The 6399-nt window shown below is 72.2% G+C and carries 7 protein-coding genes; all 7 read left to right on the top strand.

Annotation, left to right across the window (positions count from 1 at the left end; translation table 11 throughout):
* Positions 1-1639 (top strand): DNA translocase FtsK (locus tag QWZ14_RS29725; RefSeq protein WP_290320684.1); only part of this gene is annotated, 1639 nt, incomplete at its 5' end.
* A gap of 44 nt (positions 1640-1683) precedes the next feature.
* Positions 1684-2301, top strand: coding sequence for a DUF4412 domain-containing protein (locus tag QWZ14_RS29720; RefSeq protein WP_290320683.1), 618 nt, complete (start codon positions 1684-1686; stop codon positions 2299-2301).
* Positions 2302-2380: 79 nt separating this feature from the next.
* On the top strand, positions 2381-3046 hold the full coding sequence (locus QWZ14_RS29715; RefSeq protein WP_290320682.1) for a LolA family protein: 666 nt from the start codon (positions 2381-2383) through the stop codon (positions 3044-3046).
* 83 nt (positions 3047-3129) lie between these two features.
* Positions 3130-3903 carry a gamma-glutamyl-gamma-aminobutyrate hydrolase family protein gene (locus tag QWZ14_RS29710; protein ID WP_290320685.1) on the top strand — a complete coding sequence of 258 codons (774 nt, stop codon included), beginning with the start codon at positions 3130-3132 and terminating at the stop codon, positions 3901-3903.
* A gap of 348 nt (positions 3904-4251) precedes the next feature.
* Positions 4252-4938 (top strand): fumarylacetoacetate hydrolase family protein, encoded by a 687-nt coding sequence (locus QWZ14_RS29705; RefSeq protein WP_290320681.1) that lies wholly within the window; start codon positions 4252-4254, stop codon positions 4936-4938.
* Complete coding sequence (locus tag QWZ14_RS29700) at positions 4938-5786, top strand: exodeoxyribonuclease III (protein WP_290320680.1); 849 nt, start codon at positions 4938-4940, stop codon at positions 5784-5786. Before QWZ14_RS29705 ends, QWZ14_RS29700 begins: the two co-directional genes overlap by 1 nt.
* A gap of 16 nt (positions 5787-5802) precedes the next feature.
* A partial coding sequence (tsaB, locus tag QWZ14_RS29695) for a tRNA (adenosine(37)-N6)-threonylcarbamoyltransferase complex dimerization subunit type 1 TsaB (protein ID WP_290320679.1) occupies positions 5803-6399 on the top strand: 597 nt, incomplete at its 3' end.

Raw genomic sequence — 6399 nt, 5'->3', positions numbered from 1 at the left:
GGCCGCCCCCGCCGCCGTGCCGGCCCGGATGCTCAGCGTCGCCCCGCCGATCGCCCCGCCCGCCGCCCCGGCCAGGCGCAGTGAGCCCGCCCGCCCGCCGCAGCACGCCCCGGCCGACAGCCCCTGGCAGCTGCCGCCGCTGTCGCTGCTCCAGGCGCCCCCGGCCAAGCGGGTCGGCCGCCCCTCGGAGGAGGCGCTGCAGGCCAATGCCCGGCTGCTGGAGCAGGTGCTGGACGACTACGGCGTCAGGGGCCGGATCGCCGCCATCAACCCCGGCCCGGTGGTCACGCTGTACGAGCTGGAGCCGGCGCCGGGGACCAAGTCGGCCCGGGTCATCGGCCTGGCCGACGACATCGCCCGCAACATGCACGTCACCGCGGTCCGCATCGCCACCGTCCCCGGCCGCAACGTCATCGGCATCGAGCTGCCGAACGCCAAACGGGAGACGGTCTATTTCAGCGAGTCGATGGCGGCCGAGGAATGGACCCACCACCCCGGCCGGCTGCCGCTGGCGCTCGGCAAGGACATCGGCGGCAACCCGGTGATCGCCGACCTCGCCCGGATGCCGCACCTGCTGATCGCCGGCACCACCGGCTCGGGCAAGTCGGTCGCCATCAACACCATGATCCTGAGCCTGCTCTGGCGCTTCAGCCCGGAGGAGTGCCGCTTCATCATGATCGACCCGAAGATGCTGGAATTGTCGGTCTACGACCGCATCCCGCACCTGCTGGCGCCGGTGGTGACCGAGCCGCCGAAGGCGATCGGCGCGCTGAAGTGGACGGTGCGGGAGATGGAGAAGCGCTACCGCGCCATGTCCCAGCTCGGCGTCCGCAATATCGGCGGCTACAACGACAAGGTGCAGGACGCCCGCCACCGCGGCGAGGTGCTGACCCGCCGGGTGCAGACCGGCTTCGACTCCGAGACCGGCAAGCCGGTCTTCGAGGACCAGCCGCTGGCGCTCTCGCCGCTGCCGATGATCGTCGTGGTCATCGACGAGATGGCCGACCTGATGATCGTCGCCGGCAAGGAGATCGAGGCGGCGGTGCAGCGCCTGGCGCAGATGGCGCGTGCCGCCGGCATCCACGTCATCATGGCGACGCAGCGCCCCTCGGTGGATGTCATCACCGGCACCATCAAGGCCAACTTCCCGACCCGCATCAGCTTCCAGGTGACCAGCAAGATCGACAGCCGCACCATCCTGGGCGAACAGGGGGCGGAACAGCTGCTCGGCCAGGGCGACATGCTGCACATGGCCGGCGGCAGCCGCGTGGCGCGCGTGCACGGCCCCTTCGTCTCGGATCTCGAGGTGGAGAAGGTGGTCGAGTTCCTCCGCGCCCAGGGCGAGCCCGCCTACATCGAGGAGGTCACCGAGGCCGAGGAGGAGCTCGAGGGCGGCGACGGCGGCCTCTCGGGCATCGCCGGCGCCGGGGAGGGCGAGAAGGGCCTGTTCGACCAGGCGGTCTCGCTGGTGACCCGCGAGGGCAAGGCCTCCACCTCCTTCATCCAGCGCCACCTCAACATCGGCTACAACCGTGCCGCCAAGCTGATCGAGCAGATGGAGAAGGAGGGCGTGGTCGGCGCCGCCAACCACGTCGGCAAGCGCGAGGTGCTGACCCGCCGGCCGGACGACGACGATTGATCCCCCGGCGGCCGCCGGTCCCGTCCCCATCGAGGAGCCACCACTTGCGCCTGAGCCCGATTGTCCCGCCCGCATCGCTGGCCCTGCTGGCCGGGCTGCTCGCCGCCCCGGCGCTGGCGCAGGACCGCCCGGTCATGATCCCGACGCGGGATGTCAGCGTCGCCTACCGCGTCGCCACCGAGCCGCCGGCGGACCTGCGGATGTCCTGGCTGGTGGCCGAGCAGAAGCTGCGGGTGGACATGCCCGGCGGCATCGGCTGGTCGCTGGTCGACCAGCGGACGCAGAAGATGTCCATGGTCATGGAGCAGCAGCGCCTGGTCATGGAGCTGCCGACCGGCGGGGCCGGCGGCATCAACCTGCCGACCCAGCCGCCCGACACCGCCCGCTTCACCCGCGCCGGCACCGCGACCGTCGCCGGGCTCGGCTGCACCGTCTGGCGCTACGAGGACAGCGCCACCAAGGGCAAGGGCGAGGCCTGCCTGACCGCCGACGGGGTGATGCTCCGCAGCACCGGGACGCATCAGGGCAAGACCGGCACGCTGGAGGCGACCCAGGTCACCTACGGGCCGCAGGACCCGGCCCGCTTCCAGGTCCCGGCGGGCTACCAGGCGATGCCGGTGCCGGGCCAGCCGCCGGCACCCGGGGCCCGGCCGTCCCGCTGACGCCATCGCGTCCGGGATCCGGGTGCCCCGGCCGCGCCGGGGCTTTTCCCGGCGCCCCCGGCGGTCCACATGCTGCGGGATGGACCGCCGTACCCTTCTCGCCCTCTCCGCCGCCGCCCTTCCCGCGCTCGGTGCCCCCTGGCTCGGCACCCGGCCGGCGCTGGCCCAGGCCGCCGGCCCGGCCACGCTCTCGGAGCGCGACCGGGCGGATATCGGCCGGGCCGAGGCCTGGCTCGGCGCGCTGCGGACCCTGAAGGCGCGCTTCCTGCAGATCGCCCAGAACGGCGCCGCCGCCGAGGGCACCGCCTGGATCCAGCGCCCCGGCCGCATGCGCTTCGAGTACGACCCGCCGGAGCCGCTGCTGCTGGTCGCCAGCTATGGCCAGTTCTTCTACTTCGACCGCGAGCTGAAGCAGGCGACGACCCTGCCGCTCTCGGCGACGCCGCTCGGGATGCTGCTGCGCGACCAGGTGCGGCTCTCCGGCGACGTCACCGTCAGCCGGGTCGAGCGCGGTGGCGGGCTGCTGCGCATCACCCTGTTCCGCACCGGCCAGGCGGCGGAGGGGCGGCTGACGCTGGTCTTCTCGGAGGCGCCGATGGAGCTGCGGCAATGGGCGGTGGTGGACGCCCAGGGCCAGGAGACCCGGGTGACCCTGACCCAGGCGGAGTACGGCGGCCGCTTCCCCGCCATCCTGTTCGACTTCAACGACCCGCGCTTCCGTGAGGAGCTGGGCATTCCGAACTAGCCGGGCAGCAATGCCGAATTTACCGATGCCGAAGCAGACGGTGTCTTGATCGCGCCGCAATCGCGGGCGATTCTGTCACGGTGATGAAACCCCTCATCGGTATCTCCTGCTGCGTGAAGGCTTTCGGCATCTTCGCCACGCCGAACCACGCCGCCTCGGACAGCTACGTGCGCGTCGTGCTCGGCCCGGTCGGCGGCATCCCGGTGCTGCTGCCCGCGGCCGGCGAGGCGCTGGTGCCCGAGATCCTGCCGCGGCTGGACGGGCTGATCCTGACCGGCAGCCGGTCCAACGTCTGCCCCGACTACTACGAGGGCCCGCCGCACGCCGAGGGCACGCCCGAGGACCGGGAGCGGGACGCGACCACCCTGCCGCTGATCCGCGCCGCCATCGCCGCCGGCCTGCCGGTGCTGGCGATCTGCCGCGGCTTCCAGGAGCTGAACGTGGCGCTCGGCGGCAGCCTGGACCAGCGGATCCAGGACCTGCCGGGGCGGATGGACCATTCCACCCCCTCGGACCAGAAGCTGCCGCGAATCCGCACCGCCAAGGCGCATGGGGTGCGGCTGGTGCCGGGCAGCCTGCTGGCGACCATCGCCGGCGGCACCGAGATCCCGGTGAATTCGCTGCACAACCAGGGCGTTGCACGGCTGGCGCCGCGGCTGGTCGCGGAAGGCTGGGCGCCGGACGGAACCATCGAGGCGGTGCGGGTCCGGGACGCCGTCGGTTTCGCCTATGGCGTGCAATGGCATCCGGAGTATGATTGGGAACGCGACAGTATCAGCCGCGGGTTGCTCCAGGACTTCGGCCAGGCAGCCGTGGCGTGGGCGAATCGGCATCGAATGCCACAGGCGGCGGAATAATGCTGTCATCACGCTTGCGTGACACGGCTGTCCCGGGACAGTCGCACGCTCGCCTCGCGCAAACGCCTTTTGCGTAACGCCGGGCAAGACGCTATTGTGGTGCAACCAGCCGCCTTAAAAGCTGGTGGTGATGCCCGGTTTCCCCTACCGGCTCGCCCGACCTTTCCGATCGGAAACTCGAATACCGGCGCCCGGACACCCCCCTGTCCGGGCGTTTTTTTTGTGTCCGTATCAACCTGGGCGAAAAATCGCTAACGCTTTGTATACGTATCGGCGTGGCGGCCAGGCTTTCGGCGCCGACCCGGCACTGCTAGGACTGCGGCCGCTTCGTTTCCGGAGGTACGCCGCATGCCCGATTACGTCATCGCCCCGCCGGCGGTCTCCGCCGTGCCGATCCGGGGAAGCGATCAGCTCTTCCCGGTGCGGCGCATCTTCTGCGTCGGCCGCAACTATGCCGAGCATGCGATCGAGATGGGCTCCGACCCGACCCGCGAGCCGCCCTTCTATTTCACCAAGCCCTTCGACGCGCTGGTCACCGGCGGCGCCGCCATGCCCTACCCGCCGGCCTCCAAGTCGCTCCACCACGAGATGGAGCTGGTCGTGGCCATCGGCACCGGCGGCGCGGCGATCAAGGTCGAGGACGCGCTGAAGCACGTCTGGGGCTATTGCTGCGGCCTCGACATGACCCGGCGCGACCTGCAGAACGAGGCGAAGAAGACCGGCCGCCCCTGGGACATGGGCAAGGGCTTCGACCTCTCGGCGCCGATGGGCGACCTGATCCCGGCCGCGGGCTTCGACCCGTCGCGCGGCAAGATCGAGCTGAAGGTGAACGGCAAGACCACCCAGGTCTCCGACCTCTCGAAGCTGATCTGGTCGGTGCCGGAGGTGATCTCGAACCTCTCCCACCTCGTCACCCTGGCGCCGGGCGACCTCATCATGACCGGGACGCCGGAAGGCGTGGCCGCGGTGGTGCGCGGCGACGTGCTCGAAGGCACGGTCGAGGGCGTCGGCCACGTGCGCACGACCATCGTCTGATGCCGCGGAGGCCTGCCGCGCCGGCGATCCTGCCCGCGCGGCAGGCGCTCCGCATCGTCACCTGGAACATCAACTCGGTCCGGCTGCGGCGGCCGCTGCTGGCGGAGCTGGTGCGGCACCTCGACCCCCACGTGATCTGCCTGCAGGAGACCAAGTGCCCGGACGAGCACTTCCCCCTGGAGGAGATCCGCGCCTTCGGCTTCCCCCACGTCGCCCACCGCGGGATGAAGGGCTACAACGGGGTCGCCGTCCTGTCCCGCCTGCCCTTCGCCATCCGGCACGACGACCCGAACTGGTGCGCGAAGAATGACTGCCGGCACCTGGGCGTGGAACTCGATGTGCCGGGCGGGCCGCTCGAGCTGCACGATTTCTACGTGCCGGCCGGCGGCGACGAGCCGGACCCGGCGGCCAACCCGAAATTCGCCCACAAGCTCGACTTCCTGGCCGAGGCCACCGCCTGGATGCTCGGGCGCGGCCCGGCGCGGCGCAGCGTCATGCTGGGCGACCTCAACGTCGCCCCGCTGGAGCACGACGTCTGGAGCCACAAGGCGCTGCTGAAGGTGGTCTCGCATACCCCGGTCGAGGTCGCGGCCATGGCGGCCTGGATGGCCGCGGGCCAGTGGCACGACGCGGTCCGGCACTTCGTCCCGGCCGAGGAGAAGCTCTATTCCTGGTGGTCCTACCGGGCCAAGGACTGGGAAGCGGCGGACCGCGGCCGCCGGCTGGACCATGTCTGGTGCAGCCAGGACCTGGCCGGCGCGCTGACCCGGCAGCATATCCTGAAGCCGGCGCGGGGCTGGCCGCAGGCCAGCGACCATGTGCCGGTGCTGGTCGAGCTCGCGCTCTGACCGGGGAGGGGTAGCCATGCCGCGCATCCTGGCCCTCGACGCCGCCCTGGCCGGCTGCTCCGCCGCCGTGCTGGCGGATGGGGTGGTGCTGGCTGCCGAATCGGCGCCCGGCGACCGCGGCCATGCGGCGCTGCTGCCGCCGATGGCGGACGCGGTGCTGCGCCGGGCCGGGCTGCGGGCGGCGGAGCTGGACGCGGTCGCCGCCGTGGTCGGCCCCGGCGGCTTCACCGGCATCCGCGCCGCCCTGGCGCTGGCGGAGGGCATCGGCCTCGGCGCCGGCGTCCCGGTGATCGGCGTGACCACCGGGGAGGCCCTGGCCGCGGCCGTGCCGGCCTGGGCCGCGGCCGGCCGCGGCATCTGGGCGGTGGTGGACAACCGCCGCGGCAAGCTGCTGCTGGAACGCTTCCCCGCCGGCTCGCTGGTCGCCGCGGGGCCGCCCGAGGTCTTCGCCGAGGCCGCGCTGCCGCCGCCGGCCGGCCCGGTGGTCGTGGTCGGCGACCTGGCGCCCGCGGTCGCCGACCGGCTGCTCGGGCGCGGCCAGGAGGCCCTGCTGGGCGATGGCCGGATGCCGGAGGCCGCCGCCGTGGCGCGGGTGGTGGCGCTGCGCCTGGCC

Source organism: Paeniroseomonas aquatica (assembly GCF_030409335.1).
Lineage (GTDB): Bacteria > Pseudomonadota > Alphaproteobacteria > Acetobacterales > Acetobacteraceae > Belnapia > Belnapia aquatica.
Note: the sequence above shows the minus strand (reverse complement) of the source record. Positions and strands in the feature narration are given on the sequence as shown.